The sequence below is a fragment of the Bacteroides sp. AM23-12 genome (assembly GCF_003434395.1).
GTDB classification, from domain to species: domain Bacteria; phylum Bacteroidota; class Bacteroidia; order Bacteroidales; family Bacteroidaceae; genus Bacteroides; species Bacteroides thetaiotaomicron.
Genome location: NZ_QTLF01000002.1, coordinates 172,660 through 190,679, shown reverse-complemented (window position 1 = coordinate 190,679; position 18,020 = coordinate 172,660). Strand labels below are relative to the sequence as shown.

The following is an 18,020-nucleotide window of genomic DNA, read 5'->3' as shown; positions in this document are numbered from 1 at the left end:
ACGGTTACTTCAGTAAGCGTACTTCATAAACGGCAGAGGTCCATTCTGTTCCGTCCGGCTTAAAAAGAATCTCGCAGCTTCCTACTTTTAATTTACGGGGCAGGAGATAACAGAGTCTGATAAAACCGTCTTTGTCGGCTTTGCTCACAGTGGGATGAACGGTCAGTTTTTCGTTATTCAGCAGGATCACTGCTTTGTTACGGTCTTCTTGCCGTACGGTGATCATAAGCTGGCTTGCTTCTTCTTTTATTTTCAGGTTATAGCTGAACCAACCTTTAGCCCGGCGGAAATGACGGTCTTTGTGGGTTCCGGTTTCGGAAGCTTCATATTGAATGCTATGATCAGATTCCGGTTGCTGTTCACCGGGGAAGATCAGGTCAACTGTCCGGTTCGCCAGTTCGGTCGCTTTCCGTTCGGCTGTAGCCATTTCTTCCTGAATCGTTTTGAACTGTTCTTCACTGGCTTGGCGGAAGTAAACGGCATAACGGGAATTATGCAGGCGGAAAAACGGAATAAGCTCCAGTGATTTACTCTTTTGTGCCGGATAAACGTTTCCATCATAACTAAAAGCTAGTTTGCTTCCGCTCAGTTTGTGAAGAGAATGGCGGATAGAATCGGGATTCCCGATCAGCATCGGGACCTCCTGCAAAGGTGTTTGCCGGCCGTGGGCAATGTGACCGCCGCGGCTGTCGTCTGCATAGATTCCGTCAAGGTTTTCTGTTCCTGTAGAAGTTGCAAGAACGATGGGACCGTATAAGAAAGCATAGTAATCTTTCTTGTCGGGAATCTGCTCCAGGCTGACCTTCATAGGCAGATGGAAGGTGATAACATCTCCTTTCTTCCATTTACGCCGGAGGGGAAGGTATGTACTGGTTCCCGCCTGTATGTCAGAAAGGTGCTTCTTGCCGTTGATGGTGATTTCATACCCTTCTGAGTTTCCTGCCCATTCCGGTATACGAATCATTAATGTCAGGTTCTTCTTAGCGGCTTTGTCTATTCGTAAGGTAACTTTTTCATCATCGGGGAAGAGAGTTTCCTGCGTTAATGTAACGCCTTGTTCTTTCCAGTTCAGTTGTGAAGGAATAAAAAGATTGACGTAAAGCGTATCTTGTTGATGCGCATAAATAAATTCACCATACTTGGTATGATTTTCCAAGCCTGAACCGACACAGCACCACATCGATGTTTCCGGTTGCGAGTATACCCGATAATGTCCGGGACGCATCGGAGTAAAGTAGACGAATCCGCCTTTATCCGGTTCTTGTGATGACAGGATATGATTGTAGAGTGCACGTTCATAATAATCTACATAACGTGGGTCCGGTTTGTTGGAGTTGTCAACGTCTCCGGAGTTCTGATAAAGCATTTTGGTCAGCCGGAGCATGTTGTAAGTATTGCAAGTCTCCGGTCCCTGAACGTCATTCAGCATAGACGTAAAGTTGTCCGATGGATGAAAATGTTCGCGTACGCTGTTCCCGCCGATACACACGGAACGGTGATTGACTACGGTATTCCAGAAAAAACGGGCTGCATGATCCCATTCTGCTGCATGATTCCAGTCTTTGTCATTCTTTGAAACTTCGGCTACCCGTTTGTATCCGATTACTTTAGGAATTTGTGTGTTGGCATGCATTCCGTTTAACCTGTCTTCGTTTTTGATAAGCGGGTCGAGAATGACTTTATGAGAGAAACGGCGTGCCAGTTTCAGGTATTTCTTATCGCCTGTTATTTCCGCTACATCCGCAAACGTTTCATTTAAGCCGCCGTGTTCACTGCGGAGCATATCCTGCATTTGGTTGTCGCTAAGACCGGAAGTAATATCAATCATCCAGTCGGTGAGATCAATCAGCATCTGACGTGCCAGATCGCTGTGGACATACAGGTAAGCGTCCCGCAGTCCGGCATACGTTTTGTGTATATTATAGAGGGGTACCCATTTGCCGTTTAAGCTGAAGCCTCCGGCACGAATGTCACCTGCTTTGATTTCTTTCCAAAGTTGGAGGCTACCGGGTGTTCCTCCGATAAATCCTGTGCCGACAGCTTGCTGTGCACGGTGTAGTTCGTTGAGCATATAGTTGAGACGGTGGTATATCGCCGTATCTCCGGTGGCGGCATACATCATGGAAAGTGCGGAAAGGTAATGTCCGCCGATGTGACCGTCCAGTCCTGTATTCTCCCAGTTGGTATAGCTTGGGGCTTTGGGTGTCAGTCCGGCTTCGCGAAGGAAAGGAGCTGATAATCTGTCCGGGTCGAGAGCTAAGATATAATGTAAATCAGTCTGTTGAGCTTGCAGAAAAGGACTGCTTAATAACTTCACATCTTGAAGGGAAAAGTAAGAGACCTGATGGTTCGTCTGGGCTTTTCCGATGGAGATGGATATAATAAGGGCAAGTATGAACGAGGTGGTTTTCATGATAATAGGATAAAATAGAATTGACAATTGACAATTGACAAATGACAATTACTGTGCAGGTTATAATAGCGCAGCCAATTGTCAATTGTCAACTGTCATTTGTCAATTATTTAAGTTTGACAGCAGCTTCTTCTATAGGCAAACCTGCCTTGTAGTTTTCGATGTATGTGTTGAAGCCGGCTACATCTTCGGGTGTGGGTGATACCTCGACACCAGCATCGCTTACAAATACACTTTCATCCAGGAAATCGGCAAGAGATTGTCTCTTTTTATTGTTTACCAGGTAAGAACCCAGCAGGGCAATTCCCCATGCACCGCCTTCACCGGCTGTTTCCATAACAGATATGGGCGAGTTGATGGCTGCTGCAAGTACTCTTTGACCGACTCCTTTGGTTCTGAACAATCCTCCGTGACCTGTGATTCTGTCGACTTTGATCTTTTCTTCGTTGAACAGGATGTCGTTGCCAATCTTGAGAACTCCGACTGAAGCGTACAAATGAGCCCGCATAAAGTTTGCAAGGTTGAACTTGTCATTGGCCGAACGTACGAACAAAGGTCTTCCCTCGGCAAGTCCCGTAACGGGTTCGCCTGATATGTAGTTGTAGGAGAGGAGGCCACCGCAATCGGCATCACCGGTAAGGGCAATGTTATAAAGTTTGCCATAGAGTTCATCCATATCTACAGGTATACCCAGAAGTTCCTGGTATTCTTTGAACAGGTTGACCCATGCGTTAAGATCCGAAGTACAGTTGTTGCAATGTACCATGGCTACGAGGCTTCCGTCGGGAGTGGTGACCATGTCGATCATTTCGTATGGCTTTGACAACTCTTTTTCCAATACGATCATAGAGAAAGAAGAAGTACCTGCCGATACGTTGCCGGTGCGTTGTTTGACGGCGTTGGTTGCTACCATGCCGGTGCCTGCGTCTCCTTCCGGTGGGCAGACCGGTATTCCTGCCTTCAGATGACCGGATGCATCGAGTTTTTTACAGCCTTCCGGTGTGAGGACACCGGCATTTTCACCAGCCGACAATACTTTGGGCAGAATGTCTTCCAGTTTCCAACTGTATTCTTTCGAAGCAATCAGATTGTTGAATTTGGCCACCATTTCGGCGGAATAGTTGTTGGTAGTCGGATCTATGGGGAGCATACCCGATGCGTCACCAATGCCCAACACCTTTTCGCCTGTTATCTGCCAATGTACATAACCTGCAAGAGTTGTCAGGAACTTGATGTCTTTGACGTGCGCTTCGTTGTCCAGAATAGCCTGGTACAAATGAGAAATGCTCCATCTCAAAGGGATGTTATAGACAAATAATTCGGATAATTCTGCCGCAGCACGGCCTGTATTGGTATTTCTCCAAGTGCGGAAAGGCACGAGGATTTCTTCTTTTTCATTGAAAGGCATGTAACCATGCATCATGGCGCTGACACCGATGGCTGCCAGTGTTTCGAGCTCTGTGTCGTATAATTTCTTCACGTTGGAGCGGAGGTCGGCGTAGCAATCTTGCAGTCCGGACCAGATGGCATCAATGCTGTAAGTCCAAAGTCCGTTGACCAGTTGATTTTCCCATGTGTGGCTGCCTTGAGCGATAGGTTTGTTTTCCTGGTCAATCAGAACAGCTTTTATTCGTGTAGAACCGAGTTCTATGCCAAGGATAGCTTTACCTGTCTCGATGGTTGATTTTGCATCTAATTTCATGTTGGAAACCGATATTTTAAGGTATAACAATAAGTGTGGAGAACAAAAACTGAGTCTGCTTTCAAAAGGCGGAAGTGTCTTTAATTCGGGTTGAATTAAAAGTCGCCAGTATCCATATTGTGTGTGACTAAAAAGTCGGTACCAATGGAGATGGTACCGATTTTTTTAAGTGGACTCAGTGATTGGTTTTTAGCAAAGCGCTTTGTTCAGCATATAATATACTTCATTCATGCGCAGTTCTTTCTTGAAGCAGCTGATAGTCGTATCTTTATTGATATGTACCATTTCGATGCCTGCGATTTCTGCATAATCTTCCCAGTATTCTGCTGTCAAGTCGTATGAGAAGCAAGAGTGGTGAGTTCCACCGGCCAGAATCCATGCGCCTGCGCCTACTTCGAGGTTAGGCATCGGAATCCAGAGTGCGGAAGCAACCGGCAATTTCGGAAGTGGTTTCGGTTCGATACATTCTACATCGTTTACGATCAGACGGAAACGGTTACCCATATCCACTACAGTTGCGGTGCAGCCTGTTCCTGTCTTTGAAGTGAACACAAGACGGGCAGTCTGGCTCTTACGGATACCTATGCCGAGGAAGTGTACTTCCAGACGAGGCTTGTTAGCTGCGATAAGCGGACAGATCTCCAACATATGTGACTGTAGGATAGAACTGTTGGCACCATCAAAGTTCAGTGTATAGTCTTCGAGGAATGAACAGCCTTTCGGAAGTCCTTGATTCATTACCCATACAGTACGATAAAGAGCAGCCGATTTCCAGTCACCTTCAGCACCGAATCCGTAGCCTTCTGCCATCAGGCGTTGAGAAGCCAGTCCCGGAATCTGATCGAAATAGCTACCGTCAGTCTGACCCAGATCGTCAAAGTTGGTAGTGAATCCTTTGGCGCCTTTCGCTTTGAGGATAGCACGGAGAGCAAGCTCGGCTTTGGCAGCATTCCATACTTTCTGATAAGCTTCGGTTGATTTGTCTTCCAGAGAAGCGTCGTGATCGTAATCATTGAAGTAAGTAGCTACCAAAGCATCTACATCAGCATTTTTGATATCTTTGTGATATTCCATCAGCTCGCTTGCCGGGCAATAATCTACATGATAGCCCATGCGTTGTTCTGCTTCTACCTTGTCACCATCGGTTACGGCTACATTATTCATCTGATCGCCGAAACGGATGATCAGCATATCCTGAGAGTCAGCCCAACCTGCGCAAACACGCATCCAGACAGCAATCTTATGCAATGTTTCTTCTTCTTTCCAGTAGCCTACCACTACTTTGCGACGGATGCGCATACGGGTACAGATATGTCCGAACTCGCGGTCGCCGTGAGCTGACTGGTTCAGATTCATAAAGTCCATATCCATTGTATCCCAAGGAATTTCCTTGTTGAATTGAGTATGCAGGTGCAGCAATGGTTTCTTTAATTGTTGCAGACCATGAATCCACATTTTAGCAGGAGAGAAAGTATGCATCCAAGTGATGACGCCTACACATTTGTCATCGTTGTTGGCTGCTTTGAATACAGCTTCCACCTCTTTAGAAGAGTTGGCCGTTCCTTTGTATACTACTTTAACAGGAAGTTTGCCCGATTCATTCAGACCGTTAACCATTTCGTTAGAGTGTGCGTCTACTGCGATTACTGCATCACCTCCGTACAAGAGCTGTGCTCCTGTTACGAACCATACTTCATACTGATCAAATACGTTATTCATAATTTATTGAATTGACAATTGACAATTGACAATTGACAATGAGAGAATGTCGAAAGTCAAATGGCAATTGCGGGTTATTATTAATTGTTTTTTGTTGTTTTAATTATAGATATTAATAATTTGTTTATTTCTGTGCTGTCATTATTGATGCTCTCATATTGTTCCCGAGTGATATACTCTGTTCTAATCAATAATTCCAGCCAATACTCTGTTTCGTTCGCTTCCTTAAGTGCTATATTCAGCTTATTAATAAAATCAGCCCGACTTTGTGCTTGCTCAGCCTCACGAATATTGGCACCAATACTGGTCCCGGATCGCAATATTTGCTTACTCATCACAAACTCCTTTTGTTCATTTACTAAAAACTTATATAAATTCACAATCCGAACAGCGAACTCCAAACTTTTATCTTTTACTACATTATCCTTCATGTCCTCTCGCATTAATTGTCAATTGTCAACTGTCAATTGTCAATTATTTTATTGTCCGTAGTAAGCGTTCGGACCATGCTTGCGGCTGAAGTGTTTCTCTACCAGCAGCGGGTTCATTGTTAAATTGGGATTCACGGCATAAGCAATGCTTGCCATTTTGGCAACTTGTTCCATCACTACTGCATTGTGTACGGCATCGTGTGCGTCTTTTCCCCAAGAGAAAGGACCATGATTCTTGACCAATACTCCCGGTGTATGTACAGGGTTCAGGCCTTCGAAACGTTTTACGATCACGTTTCCGGTTTCCAGTTCATAGGCACCTTTTACTTCAGCTTCCGTCATATCCGCTGTGCAGGGGATTGCATCATGGAAATAGTCAGCGTGAGTTGTCCCGATATTGGGAATATCACAACCGGCCTGCGCCCATGCGGTAGCATAAGTAGAGTGGGTATGCACCACTCCGCCGATTTCGGGGAATGCTTTGTAGAGTACCACGTGAGTAGGAGTATCTGAGGATGGCTTCAGCCGTCCTTCGACGACTTTGCCATCCAGGTCCACTACTACCATATCTTCCGCTTTCATATCATCATAACTGACTCCACTGGGTTTGATGACTACCAGTTCCGTTTCACGGTCGATGGCAGAAACATTTCCCCATGTAAAGATGACTAATCCATGCTTTACCAATTCGAGATTGGCATGAAATACTTTTTCTTTCAGTTCTTCCAGCATATTGATTATAATTTAAATTTCGGGTCCTTGCGGTAGGCTTTGCCGTTGAATTTATACAAGGCTGCACCCCGTTTGGAACCCAGTTTATCGATTTTATCCGTCTTTTCGATAAAGTCCATTTCTGCGACACGCTTGCGGAAATTCCGTTTGTCCATCGGTTCGCCGTAAATAGCTTCGTAGAGACTTTGCAGTTGGGACAGTGTGAACAGTTTCGGCAACAGATTGAATCCGATAGGCTCGACAGATGCTTTCTGTTTCATCATCTCCCGTGCTTTATCGACCATCTCCGGATGGTCGAAAATCAGTGCGGGGAGTTCGTTGATGTTTACCCAGTAAGCATTGTGCTTCTGAACCAGTTCGCGGTCGTACTCATTGATGTTGATCAGCGCATAGTAGGCAATCGAAACTACCCTTTCGCCCGGATCGCGGTCGATGGCGCCGAAGGCTCCCACCTGTTCCATGTATACGTTTTCCAAACCTGTAAGTTCAGCCAGTACACGTTTGGCAGCGTCGTCCACGCTTTCGTCTTTTTGCACGAATCCTCCCATCAGTGACCATTCGCCCATTGCCGGTTCGAAGTTTCTCTTCAGCAGCAGCAGGCTTATTTCGCCTTCATTAAAACCGAAGATGATGCAGTCGATACCGAGATAGAAGGTAGGATTCGAACTATAATAGTTTTTCATCGTTTGAATGAATTTATTTAATTACCAGAAATACCAGTAGAAGGCACCTGTGATAGCAAGGATGATTACTGTATGAATGATATCCCAGTGATCCCAGCTTGCGCGGGTAGCCGCTTTTTGTTCTTTCGTTGCCGTACCGAATACCAGTCCCTGAATCTTTTCAGCTGTCGGAGCTTCCGTGGCAAGGCTGACTACGATGACTACGATGATACAGAACAGGAACATCCATCCGCAGAAGAACAGCCAGTTCATATCGTAGAACAAATATTTGAAGGTAGAATCTGCCACTTCACCTGCGTTGCTGTAATATACTTTGGCACCCAGACGAGTCAGACCGATGATCATACCGGCGATCAATCCCCACATACCACCTTGTGCGGAAGTACGTTTCCAGCAGATACCCAGCAGGAAGGCAGCGGCAATACCCGGAGCCAATACAGACTGAACGTCCTGCAAATAAGTATAAAGTACATCACCTACGCTACGCATGATAGGAATCCAGAGAATACCGAGGATTACGATCACTACAGTTGCTATCTGACCAATACCCACCAGTTTCTTTTCCGGAGTCTCCGGACGGAAGCGTTTGTAGAAATCGATTGTAAACAACATGGCAGATGAGTTGAACAGTGAAGCCAGCGAACTCATCAAGGCAGCGAGGATACCGCATACTACCAGACCTTTCACACCGGCAGGAAGCAATTTAGCTACCAGAGTAGGGAAGGCGGCGTCAGCGTTGGCAGTACCATTGGCAAGCATTGGGAGGAAACCTTCGCCACCGGCACCGATATATTTCTGATGTAATGCGAAAGCAATCATACCCGGAATCAGGAACAGGAATACAGGCAACAGCTTCAGGTAAGCGCCGAAGATAGTACCGCGACGAGCCTCTTTTTCATTCTTTCCGGAAAGTACACGTTGTACGATGAACTGGTCAGTACACCAGTACCAGAAACCGATAATGGCAGAACCGATAAGTGCACCCAGCCAAGGGAAGTTCGCATCATCGTTGCTGCGGATCAGATTGGTCATGGTGTCACCATAATCGTTTACCGTCACAGCACCGCACACTCTCATCATTTCGTCCCAGCCTCCCAGTTCTTTGAAACCGAGCACAAGGATAATCAACGAGCCTAACAGAAGAATCGGAGTCTGAAGTACAGAAGTATAAAGTACCGATTTCATACCACCGAAGATCGTATATAGTGCAGTGAGAACAACCAGTCCGATGGCGGCAATCCAGAAGAAGTCGATTCCCCAGAGTTCCTTGATGCCGAATACTTGCTGGAATACCAGTCCGCCGGCATATACTGTCACTGCTACCTTGGTCAATACATAACTTACCAGTGAGATGACCGATAAGATGGTACGTGACTGAGGATTGTAACGGCGTTCCAGAAATTCCGGCATCGTGTATACCATGCTTCGTGAATAGAAAGGTACGAATACCCATCCCAGAATCAGGATCATCCATCCCTGAATTTCCCAGTGAGCCATCGCCATACCGCTTGAAGCTCCTGCTCCCGCCAGTCCGATCAAGTGTTCCGAACCGATGTTTGATGCGAAGATAGAGGCACCGATCGCAAGCCATGTTGCGTCACGTCCGCCTAAGAAATAATCTGCCGAGTCATTTTGTTTTTGTCTGACTACCCAAACAATAATACCTATCAGAGCCAAAAAGAAGACTCCAATTACTAGCCAATCTAATGCTTCCACAATAAATTTGATTTATAAGTTAATATTATTTCTCTGTCGAGAATTTAAAGATACATTCGCTGTTGTACGTTTGTCCCGGTTCCAGCACAACGGACGGCCAGTCGGCTTTGTTGGGGCTGTCGGGGTAGTGTTGTGTTTCGAGGCAGACAGAAGCACGTTGGTTGTAAACGATGCCTTTCTTTCCGCTTACGGTTCCGTCGAGGAAGTTACCTGTGTATACCTGAATACCCGGTTCGTTGGTATATACTTCCAATGTGATTCCGGTTTCGGGAGACGTCAGTCTGGCAGCTACCTGCGAGATGTCACCTTTGGTGTTGAGCACCCAGTTGTGATCATATCCGTTGCCGTTCTTGAGTTGGACGAAGTCGTAGTTGTTGATATCTTTGCCTACCGCTTTCGGAGTAGTGAAGTCCATCGGAGTATCTTTGACCGGAGCGATTTCGCCGGTTGTCATGAAGGTGCTGTCTACCGGAGTATAGTAATCTGCATTTACATACATGATGTTGTCTGTCGATGTTTTTGATGGATCACCAGCCAGATTGAAGTAAGAGTGGTTGGTCATGTTGATGATTGTCTTTTTGTCGGTAGTAGCGCTGTACTTGATGTCGATGGCGTTGTCATCTGTCAGTTGATAGGTTACTTTAGCAGTCACATTTCCGGGGAAATTCGCGTCACCGTCCGAAGAGATAAGAGTCAGTTCCAGTGTTGTCGGATCGATAAGATTGGCTTCGTATACTTGGTATTGCCATCCTTTCGGGCCTCCGTGCAGGCAGTGGCCGAAGTTGTTTTGCGGCAGTTGGATGGTATCTCCGTCCAGTACAAAACGCCCTTGGTTGATGCGGTTGGCGTAACGGCCGATAGAAGCACCGAAATCACTGGGTACATTAATATAATCAGCAATGCTGTCAAAACCTAAAACTACATCCTGCATCTTGCCGTTCTTGTCGGGCACCATGATGGACACGATGCGTCCGCCGAAGTTAGTGATGCATACTTCCATACCCGCCTTATTCTTTAAGGTATAAAGAGCTGTTTGGGCATTGTTCACTTCTGTTTGAAATTTTGCCGGGTCAAGACCGGATAAAGTCAGCTCGGAAGCCGGCTTGTTATTGCACGCGGCAAGCATCAGCGCGGCAATTCCTGCAATTAGAAAATGTTTTTTCATGGTTTTATTTTTAATGTAAATGAGATGCTTATCTTATTTTGGGTGTAAAAGTAACACTTTTGTTTGGTGTATCAAATACACTCTTATATGTTGTGCAACATAAAAGGATAAGAACTTTACTGTTACGTATAAAACTATCGCATGTTCCTGTCTTCGGAGCGGGATCGTTATATTGCATTTTCTCTTTCTATATAGAGCTGGATAGTTTCTGGGGCTTGGAACCAGAGTTTCACCAGCTTGAAACTAAAGTTTCTTCAGTTTGAAACTAAAGTTTCCTCTGCTTGAAACTAGAGTTTCATCCGCTTGGAACTGTTGGTTCCGGCATATGGAAACGAATGGACCTACGCATGACCTGTCGGCAAAGTCCGGTAGATATAGAGCACTGTGACAGCAAAAATTGCCATCACAGTGCTGTCACTAGTTGCTGTCACTGCTTTACTTCTTCATTATAAGCGAGTTATGCTCTGCTTTGTGACGGTGACAGCAAAACACATATTTATTTTTCTATAGAGGGTTATTGGAGTTTCTTCCCCCAATATGTCTTTTGATTACCCTGGGCCGCATACACAATCGTATGTGTCCGCGGACTGGCTTCCCAGTCGACTTCACGTTGCAGATAGAGTACTACTCCGGCGCTTGTCGTGATGGTTTGAGTCGCTGCATCAAATGTCCATGTAGCATTTTTCCAGCTGCCGGAAGTTATCTTATGCGTACCGAGATCATAAGTCATCGTTTCGGACGTTCGTTGGGTGCCCGTACTGGTGGTCAATGCCAGATGTTCCCAGTCTCCGGCTATTTCATTTTCCGTGATAGGCGCTTGCGGAACGGCTCCGTAACGTTCGGGCATAACGAGAGGCCAGCCGTTGGCATCCCAGCGGATGCTGCGTACATGTCCCATCATGATGGCGTTGGAGTATTCATTGCCGCCTACGTTCACAGGGAAACGTCCTTGTGAAGTATAGAACCAGTTGCCGGCTCCGTCATCGAAGATGCCGCAATGGGAAATTCCTACCCAGCCGTAGCTGTTGTCGAACCGGTAAGGAGCAGTCAGTATCGGATATAGTTGCGCGCTTCCCATAGCGGAATTTCCGTGTATGTCTACATAAGGGCCGTCAATGTTTCTGGAACGGCAGACACGTGTATTGTATTCTACCGACAGTGAACCGTAAGCCAGGAACAGATAGTAATAACCGTCACGATAGATCACTTCGGGACCTTCGGATGCCTGCCAGCGGCTGGTGCCACGTGTGGCGATTATCTTTCCATAACCCGAATTGTCTTCTCCTGTGATGTCCCAGGGATTTCCCAAAGTATTCAGCGGCTTGCCGTCTTCCGGATTTACCTGTAGGGCAGCGATACCGCTGTGCCATGAACCATAGATCAGCCAGTGTTCGCCATTTTCCGTTATTATATAAGTAGGGTCGATCGCATTGATTTTAAAATACCCTTCCCAGTCATTGATGCTGCTGCGCCCATAATCCGTCTTTCCCTTATCGCTGGCAGAGCAGACAACGAATCCTTTGTCTTCCCATATATTACTTGCCGGATCGGAAGTTTCCATCAGTCCGATAAACGCGCGTTCGGTCCATGAACCGTCAAAGTTGCCGTTGTTCTCAATTTCCGGTTTTCCGGTTTGGATGTAGTTCGTGATTACGATGGAATAATACATACGGTATTTTCCGTTCGATACTTTTCGTGCAACAGGTGCCCAGTATCCGTAAGACGGATTGTCAATCGGTTCCAGTCCCATCTCCTGACGGTAGGCATTCAGCTTTTCTTTGATCCATGTCGGGGGCGTTTCACTCATGGTTGCTCCCAGATACTCCCAGTTTACGAGGTCTTTGGAACGCCGTGCGTGGAAGTGTCCGTTTCCGCTGTGCGCGTTGCCGTAAGAAGCGTCTGTCTGATACATATAGTAATATCCGTCATCGGCTTTCATTACCGTAGGGTCGTGTACGTTGGCAAGGTTCCAGTCATAACGGTTGCTCCAGGCTGAGAAACTTGTGTAGTCGTCTACATACGTGGGTGCTTCGTACGCTGCCAGTTCATCGCTCAGTGTCTCGGCGGGAGTCGTGAAAGAAGTTTCCTCCGAGTATCTGGGCTCTTCGTTGTAAAGGGTGACAAAGGCTCTTACGTAATACGTCGTTTGTGGAGTCAGGCCGGTCAGGGTCGTACTGATTTCCGATCCTCTGACTTCGGAGGTCGTGTCATAAATGTCCGGATGGGATGCCGTGGCGTAGCAGAATCCCCGTTTGACGATATTCACACCTTCCGTTCCGCTGATATTGGCGGATAAGGTTGCTTTGTTGTACCCCACATTCGTATATGCCGGCGTTGTGATGCTTAAAGCTCCGGATGCGGAGTTTTCATCGTCGTCGCTGCACGCTGCCAGGGCGAGCGTGCAACAGAGTAGAAGATAGATGGTTTTTAAGTATTTCATATCTCAGTCTTTCTTTTTTAGATTGTTTTGATGTTTATTCGTTAGAAGCGCTTCCGGTGTCCCATCCCGGATTCTGTCCCAGATTGGGTGCCCGTTTCACTTCGTTGGCAGGTATCGGGAAATAGTAACTCTTGGGATTGACAAACGTGCGTGAATTGACCGTTTCTGCCAGTCCGAAGGTATAGGAGGGAGTATCTGCGTTGCCGGTGACCTTCACTCCATAAAGATTCAGCAACTGGTTGTAACGGGGCTTTCCGGTTTCTCCCGTAGAGGTTACATTGTCATATAGTTTCCAGCGGCGTACATCGAAGAAACGATGATCTTCGAAAGCCAGTTCGATGCGTCTTTCGTTGCGGATACGTTCGCGGAGTTCACTTTGCGACATATCTGCGTAGGCCGGCATACCGGCACGGGCGCGTACCTCATTGATGTAACTGTATGCCTTGGCAGGACCTTCCGCTTCATTATAGGCTTCGGCGGCATTCAGCAGAATTTCGCCATAACGGAAAATCATCCATGCGTGAGGATAGGTGGCCGGTTCTTTGCAGGATATGTTATTCACGAACTTTTTCAGATAGTATCCGGTGTAGGTGCCTCCCATGGCTGAAGTGTAATCCACTCCTTTGTCCGCATCCGAGTTGTAGCGTACATCGATGGCGCGTCTTTCTTCTTTGTCGGCACGTCCCCACATCATTCCCTGATAGAAGATGGTTTGTGCCAGACGCGGGTCACGGTCTTTATACGGATTGGCGGCATCGTAGGTACTGCCGTTCTCATCGATCCGTTTGCCGTTGCTCATTTCGTAAGCGTCCACCAGATTCTGTGTCGGGTTGGTACGTCCGTTTCCGGAGAAGGAACCGGTAAAGCCTACCGGCAGGAATACTTTTTCTACCTGATTGGTATTCCATACGGAGCGTGCAAGGATAATTTCATTGTTGTATACCGGATTGGTCGTGAAACATTCGTAATAGTCATTCTCCGGATTTCCCGTATTGTACAGTCGGTAAGGGGAACTTTGCTTGTTATTCTGAGTGATGAAATCGGCTGCTGCCTGCGCTGCATTCGCCCAGTATGCGGTGTTGCCGTCCGGATTGTTCAGTTTGGAAGCACGGTAGAGCAGGGCTCTTGCCTTTAAAGCATAAGCGGCGGCTCCGTTGACACGTCCCCAGTTGGATGCTTCATCGCTGTAGCGGAAAGGGAGCTGGTTTTTGATCTGGTCGCATTGGTCGGCTACCCATTCAAGTGCTTCGGCAGCGGGAGTACGGAACATGTTCATTGCCGAAGGATCAGACAAGTCGAAGATGATCGGTTCGCCGGATTCATCTTCCGCAATGACAGGGGCAGCGCCGAACCAGCAGATTAAGTCGAAATGGAAGATAGCGCGAAGCAGTCTGGCTTCTGCACAGTAACGGTCGTAAAGGCGGTTGTCATCGCCGTCTTTCTCCGTATTTCCTACTACGGATGCCTTGGCGTTCTTCAGAAACATATTACATTTCCGAATCCCGTATAAGTCGGTGTTCCAGAAGCCCAGCAGGGGATGGTCGCCGGCGGTGTATCCGTCGCTGCCGATCTTTGTATAATAATGAAGTCCCCAGCAGGTCACTGCATTATCCGTCATACAGTCACGTGAAGCACCTGTGAACTGGTCGTCCGACAGTGGCGCCAGTCCGTCCGGCAGATTCGTGTAGATGTTGGCGAGGAACTCGCGTGTCAGGTTCTGGTTATTGAACACTTTCTTTTCAGACAAGGAGGCATCGTACTCTTTGTCGAGGTAGTCGCTGCACGAACTGCCTGCGAGTGCGAGGACCAGAGTAGCTATATAAGTTGATATTCTTTTCATAATTCTTTGCTGTTTTATTGAATGATTAGAATCCGATATTCACACCGAACGTAAATGAACGTGTCTTGGGATATGCCCAGATATAGTTGGTCGGGTTTTCCGGATCAAAGCCTTTAGGCAGATGGCTCCAGTTGCACAGGTTGTAGCCGCTGAAGTAAAGACGGCATTTCGTCATATTGACTTTAGAAATCAATCGTGCAGGAAGCGAGTAGCCGACTTCCACATTGCGCAATGAAAGGAAGTCTCCGTTGACTACCCAGATGGTAGACTCATTGTATGGATAGTTCCGGTCGAGGTCACTGAAGGAAGTAGACAAACGCGGATATTTGGCGTTGATATTGCGCGGGTCTGTCGGATCATCGGTATAATATCCCCATGTATTGGTGATTTCGTGAGTGGAAGTACCTCCCCAGCCGAAACCATAGTCCATATTCTCACGGCAGGGCACGGTACGGTTCAGATAGGCAGTCAGTACGGCACGTGCATCGAACCCTTTCCAACTGAAACCTAAACGGATGGTCGGGATTAATTCCGGAATATTCGTGTATCCGGTCGGTACTTTGTCGTAGCTGTCTATTTTACGGTCGCCGTTCGTATCCTGGAATACGGCATTGCCGAGCTTGTATTTACCGGTAGCGTTCCACGGATATTTCTGAGGATTGGCAACGGCATCTTCATACGACTCCGGAATCAGGTCGGGATTACTGGCCCATTGTTTCCAGATCAGGAGCTGGCTTTGGTCGATACGGTTGCCGGTTCTTGCCTGATAAGCGTAATCGGGAGTCAGTTCATCCATTTCGGTGATTTTGTTGGTGTTGAAAGTCAGCATACCGTCGATATAGTATTCGAAATCACCGATCCGGTTGCTATGTCCTAAAGTGATCTCAAAACCTTTCGTTTCGGCCTTGCCGTAAGAGTCTTGCGGAGCGTTTACACCGAATAAGCTGGGCACGGTGGAACGGGATACCAGAATATTGGAACGCCATTCCTTGAAGAAGTCCACAGAACCGTAGATTTTCTTGTTCCACAAGTCGAAGTCAACGCCGAAGTTTGCCATATCCGAGATTTCCCATTTGATATTCTTGTTGCCGGCTGTCGATTCATATACACCTTCCGTGTAAGATTGGGAAGTACCGAAATTATATCCGCCTCCTTCGGTGAATGTACCTTGGTACGGGTAGCGGCTGACGCCTGTCACAGCTTGTCCCGCCCGTCCGTAAGAAGCACGGAGTTTCAGGAGATTCACGAACGAGTTCTTCAGCCATGATTCTTCGGAAAGTACCCATCCCACGGAACCGCCGGGGAATGTTCCGAAGCGTTCGCCGTCGGCATAATTATCACTGCCCATGCGGGAGATATTACCGGAAAGGATATACCGGTTGTTATATACATAGGTAGCCTGTGCATTATAAGAGAGGTAGCGATTGGATGATTCCTGTCCGCGTACTACATTCTGATAAGTACGGATAAAAGCCTGGGCATTGACGGCATGTTTGCCGAATGTATGTTCGTATGCCAGTCCGCCGTTCATATTGAGATTATAGTAATAGTCACGTGGAGAAGTGGTGGCATTGGGCAATGCTTTGTACGTTCTCATGCGTTGGTATGTATATTCCGACGGGTCGTTGACATCAGCCATATAGTTATAGTAGTAGACATTGACATCGGCTTGCTGCACCTTCTGGAATGTTTCGTAAGAGTCGAAACTGAACGTCATCTTGGCTTTCAGTCCGGGAACGAGGGCATCCAGGTTTCCGGTAGCCGTTACGGTTGTATAGAGGTTACGGCGGCGGTTCTGTTCCACACCACGTCCGGCGATTTGTGCGGCACCGTTTTTACTGTCGCTGCTGGTCGGCATAAAGAATTCACCGTTTGGGCAGAATACGGGATACACCGGAAGATTTTCGCCGGCTCCCCAGGTAAAGAGGTTCCATACGTCAATGCCCGGTTGGGAGATATTGTCGATACGTCCGCCCAAGTCCATCGATACATTCAGAAACTTGTTTACATCGATGTCGATGTTCGAACGCAGGTTGTAACGGTTCAATACTTCCTGTGTGCTGTATCCTTCGTTCCATTCCGTCCATTTGGTGTCGAACAAACCTTCCTGGCGGAGATAAGAGAAGGAGACATAGTAGCGTGCACGTGCATTACCACCGCTGACAGACAGGTTGGTACGGTATTGCGGAGCTGCATCCCGCAGCATGGTGTCGTGCCAGTTCGTATTGAAGTATTTGTATTTGGCCATTCCTTCCAACTGCTCACCGTTGCAGACACGACGGTAGTATTCCAGGTCTTCATCGGAATATTCGGGACTTAATCCGTCCAGGTATCGTGCCTGATTACGGCTCAGCGCATAGTTATAAGAATTCTGGCTTTCGGGAATTCCGGCAATAGTCTGGAAGCCGACTTCTTGTGTGAAGTTGATTTTAGTCTTACCGGTTTCTCCGCGTTTGGTCGTTACGAGTACTGCGCCGTTGGCTCCACGCATTCCATAGATAGCGGTGGCGGCGGCATCCTTCAATATCGTAATCGATTCAATAGGGTAGGCATCGAGGAATGAGAGGTCACGTTCCACATTGTCAACGATGATCAGCGGACTGCGTGCGCTGGCATTCATGGTACGGATGCCACGGATATACATAGCCGTTTCACTCCATCCCGGTTCGGATTGCGCCTCATACGTCTCTACACCGGTGACAGTGGAGGTAAACGCATTCTGCAAAACGGTTACCGGATGTTTTTCCAGTTCTTCTCCGGTGACGATGGAAGTGGACTCTGTCACAAACTTCTTGGGTTTGCGGTTGAAAGGAAGCGGAGTCGTATGAGCATATTCATCCAGGTCGGCATCCATAACAATCTTGAAGTTCTCATCAAAGTCGGCAATGGCTGTTGCCGGCAGATAGCCTACGCTGCTTACATAAAGCTCGTCGGCAGGTTTTACATTCTTCAAAGTGAAGAAACCGTCCTTGTCCGAGAGTGCGATGCGGCTTGCTTCCGCTACGTTGACCACCGCACCTGCGATAGGTTCACCCTCTGCATTTACGATTCGTCCTTTCAGGACTTTAGCATCTTGCGCCCATCCGTTGCCCAGCATGAAAGCTGTGGCTACGGTGAGTAGGATTCTTTTGAATCCTGTCTGTATGTTATTTAATTTCATCGGTTGCATATTCATTCAG

11 protein-coding genes are annotated in these 18,020 nt (G+C 47.3%); all 11 read right to left on the bottom strand.

Features of this window, described 5'->3' with window-relative positions:
- Positions 1–4: 4 nt before the first annotated feature.
- Entirely contained in the window at positions 5–2,413 is a 2,409-nt protein-coding gene (locus DW640_RS03005; protein WP_117577402.1) for a glycoside hydrolase family 127 protein, read from the bottom strand.
- Between the two features lie 106 nt (positions 2,414–2,519).
- A complete protein-coding gene (locus tag DW640_RS03000; RefSeq protein ID WP_117577299.1) occupies positions 2,520–4,115 on the bottom strand; it encodes a xylulokinase in 1,596 nt (531 codons plus the stop codon).
- A gap of 189 nt (positions 4,116–4,304) precedes the next feature.
- Entirely contained in the window at positions 4,305–5,834 is a 1,530-nt protein-coding gene (gene araA / locus DW640_RS02995) for an L-arabinose isomerase (RefSeq protein WP_008760642.1), read from the bottom strand.
- Positions 5,835–5,914: 80 nt separating this feature from the next.
- Entirely contained in the window at positions 5,915–6,265 is a 351-nt protein-coding gene (locus DW640_RS02990) for a four helix bundle protein (protein ID WP_016267883.1), read from the bottom strand.
- A 48-nt stretch (positions 6,266–6,313) separates the two neighbouring features.
- Positions 6,314–6,997, bottom strand: coding sequence for an L-ribulose-5-phosphate 4-epimerase (locus DW640_RS02985; protein WP_008766123.1), 684 nt, complete (start codon positions 6,995–6,997; stop codon positions 6,314–6,316).
- Positions 6,998–7,002: 5 nt separating this feature from the next.
- On the bottom strand, positions 7,003–7,680 hold the full coding sequence (locus DW640_RS02980; protein ID WP_008760645.1) for an NUDIX domain-containing protein: 678 nt from the start codon (positions 7,678–7,680) through the stop codon (positions 7,003–7,005).
- Positions 7,681–7,701: 21 nt separating this feature from the next.
- On the bottom strand, positions 7,702–9,396 hold the full coding sequence (locus DW640_RS02975) for a sodium:solute symporter (RefSeq protein WP_008766122.1): 1,695 nt from the start codon (positions 9,394–9,396) through the stop codon (positions 7,702–7,704).
- A 25-nt stretch (positions 9,397–9,421) separates the two neighbouring features.
- Positions 9,422–10,561, bottom strand: a complete 1,140-nt coding sequence (locus DW640_RS02970; protein ID WP_117577297.1) for an aldose epimerase family protein — start codon at positions 10,559–10,561, stop codon at positions 9,422–9,424.
- Positions 10,562–11,075: 514 nt separating this feature from the next.
- Positions 11,076–13,001 carry an arabinan endo-1,5-alpha-L-arabinosidase gene (locus tag DW640_RS02965; protein WP_117577295.1) on the bottom strand — a complete coding sequence of 642 codons (1,926 nt, stop codon included), beginning with the start codon at positions 12,999–13,001 and terminating at the stop codon, positions 11,076–11,078.
- Between the two features lie 34 nt (positions 13,002–13,035).
- Entirely contained in the window at positions 13,036–14,841 is a 1,806-nt protein-coding gene (locus DW640_RS02960; RefSeq protein WP_117577293.1) for a RagB/SusD family nutrient uptake outer membrane protein, read from the bottom strand.
- A gap of 25 nt (positions 14,842–14,866) precedes the next feature.
- Positions 14,867–18,016, bottom strand: a complete 3,150-nt coding sequence (locus tag DW640_RS02955; protein WP_117577291.1) for a TonB-dependent receptor — start codon at positions 18,014–18,016, stop codon at positions 14,867–14,869.
- Between the last annotated feature and the right edge of the window lie 4 nt (positions 18,017–18,020).